Source organism: Sporomusa sp. (assembly GCF_057736855.1).
The window spans coordinates 1-2,383 of sequence record NZ_JBYKYF010000394.1; the positions used below are offsets into that span (position 1 = coordinate 1).

The following is a 2,383-nucleotide window of genomic DNA, read 5'->3' on the forward strand; positions in this document are numbered from 1 at the left end:
CTGACCAATTAATTCTACTCGATTTTCTTTCTGTATTTTAAGTATAATTTCTCCACCTCTGTCAGAGGCCTGATAAGCTTTCATCTCACTTTTACCCAATATATTGCCCCAATAGGCTGCTAATACTGTATGAACCGAACCAGTAACCGGGTCCTCATTAACTCCTGCCCACGGATTAAAATATCTGGAGATAAAATCGTATTTTTCATTTCCCCTGCAAGTAACACCAACACCTTTTACATCCATGGGAAATTTTATATTTTTCATTTGCTCAAAATTAGGTGACAGTGCCATGACTTCATGGTGTGTTTTTAGACAAATAACTAGTTTCTTAGTATTTTTCCCAATAATCGCATTTTCATAGCGTGTTATCCCCATTGCCTCGATAATATCTGTTGATAACTCAACAGGGAAAAATCCATCGATGGGGAAGTCGAGACTAATACCTTCATTTGTCTTACGCGCAATTAGTCGGCCACTTTTTGTTTCATAATGGATTTGCTCACCTTCAACTCCTAAACAACTAAATAGTATTTCAGACGTTGCTATGGTTGCATGGCCGCATAAATCGACTTCACATTTTGGAGTAAACCAACGTAATGAAAATAGATTACCCTGATTTGTATCCCTGCCGGCAAGTGGCTGCACAAACGCGGTTTCCGATAAATTTAGTTCTTTAGCAATTAACTGCAAATACTTATCTTCAATGGCCTCTTCTAATACACATACGGCTGCCGGATTTCCTTTAAACCGCTCATTAGTAAATGCATCTACATAATATATAGTTATTGGTTTCATGCTTACCTCCACTATGTATCGATATTTGCTACAGATTTTAGGGGATTAGCGTCAATATGGAAACACCTTAATTTATATTTTATATTGTCCAAGACCAGTAACAATAATATTACCAGACGTATCAATGGTAACTTCCATGGTTTGTCCCGGGAACTGAATGATATCCGGATGATTTTTCAAAGTATCGGTAAGAAATATCAGTTCCTGGTTAGCCGATCCCAACAGATAGGCATCAGAAGGCATATCCTTTATGTACGGCCCGGCCACCAACAGATCGGCTGCTGCCAGCAGCCGATTCCAGTCAGGATTATTGGCTTGGGTAAGCTCGGCATAAGTATAACCAGTAAAAATAACAACATTGAGCCCCTGCTTACGCAGTTGCTCAGCCAAAGAAGCTAAGGCCACCGCCTGGGCAAAAGGTTCACCACCGGAGAAAGTTATACCCTCAATGTCCCTGACGGCAAGAATGCGCGCAACCAGTTCATCGATCGGCAGCAGTTGGTTGTCCCTAAATTCCAGCATATCTTGATTAAAACAGCCCGGGCAGCGGCGATGACACCCCTGCACCCAGACCACAGCTCGCAGGCCAGGACCGTTAACGCGCGATGCCGGCAAAAAAGCGGCTACATTAATAAGATTACCTTGCCCTGCCGCTTGCCGCTTCAACGCTGGTTATTCCTTACCTTTGAAGTATCTAGCGACTGCTCATAATACTCGGAAGTCATCTCGCGCACCGTAACTTCCCCCAACGCGTCTTCCAGCGGCTTAGTAATATCCAAGCATTTGCCGCCTTTGACACCAGCCACTTTGATACTGACTTTGCCGTGAGCGTCAATGGTTATCTCCATTTCTTCATGCTCCATTGCTACTCCATCCTTTCCTTACGCTTGGTCTTCGATTTCCAAGAGTACCTGACCAGAACCTGTTTCTCCGGCAACCTCGCAGGGATAAGAGGCTGACTGGGCACGACCCTCATGCAGCCATTGCCTGAGATATTGAATATTTTCCCGTTGGGAAACCGACAACGGCACTTGGCGTTTTAACGATAATACAATATCTTCGGTAGTGATTTCGCGCATATTATCACTAAAAGCCAGGTACATGGCATCAATAATGGCCTGTTCAATCTCGGCACCAACATAGCCGTCCGATTCTTTCACTAACCGATTAAGATCAAAGTCACGTGGATTCCTGTTACGCCGTTTAAGATGGGTAATAAAAATTTCACGCCGTTCAGCCATATGTGGCAGATCGAGGAAAAAGATTTCATCAAATCGCCCTTTGCGCATCAATTCCGGTGGCAGGGCGGCAATATTATTAGCTGTAGCGACAACAAAACAAGGCGCTTTTTTATCTTGCATCCAAGTTAATAGTGTCGCAAATACCCGTTGACTGGTACCTGCGTCACCAGTACCGAAAGCAAAGGCTTTTTCAATCTCATCCACCCACAGAATGCAGGGGGCAATGGTCTCAGCAATATTGAGTGCCCGGCGGGTACGGTCTTCTGACTCGCCGACATATGCGCCAAACAGTGCGCCAACATCCAGCCGCAAAAGCGGTAATTGCCACAAACTGCTAATCATTT

The 2,383-nt window shown here is 44.2% G+C and carries 4 protein-coding genes; all 4 read right to left on the reverse strand.

What is annotated here, in order from left to right:
• A partial coding sequence (locus AC29Z1_RS16705) for a PhzF family phenazine biosynthesis protein (protein ID WP_488272582.1) occupies nucleotides 1–798 on the reverse strand: 798 nt, incomplete at its 3' end.
• Between the two features lie 72 nt (nucleotides 799–870).
• Nucleotides 871–1,464 carry a 4Fe-4S single cluster domain-containing protein gene (locus AC29Z1_RS16710; protein WP_488272583.1) on the reverse strand — a complete coding sequence of 198 codons (594 nt, stop codon included), beginning with the start codon at nucleotides 1,462–1,464 and terminating at the stop codon, nucleotides 871–873.
• The gene (locus AC29Z1_RS16715; RefSeq protein WP_488272584.1) at nucleotides 1,461–1,661 is read right to left on the reverse strand and encodes a DUF2997 domain-containing protein; all 201 of its coding nucleotides are present in this window, start codon (nucleotides 1,659–1,661) and stop codon (nucleotides 1,461–1,463) included. Before AC29Z1_RS16715 ends, AC29Z1_RS16710 begins: the two co-directional genes overlap by 4 nt.
• 18 nt (nucleotides 1,662–1,679) lie before the next feature.
• The coding region (locus AC29Z1_RS16720) for an AAA family ATPase (protein ID WP_488272585.1) at nucleotides 1,680–2,383 on the reverse strand (704 nt) is incomplete at its 5' end.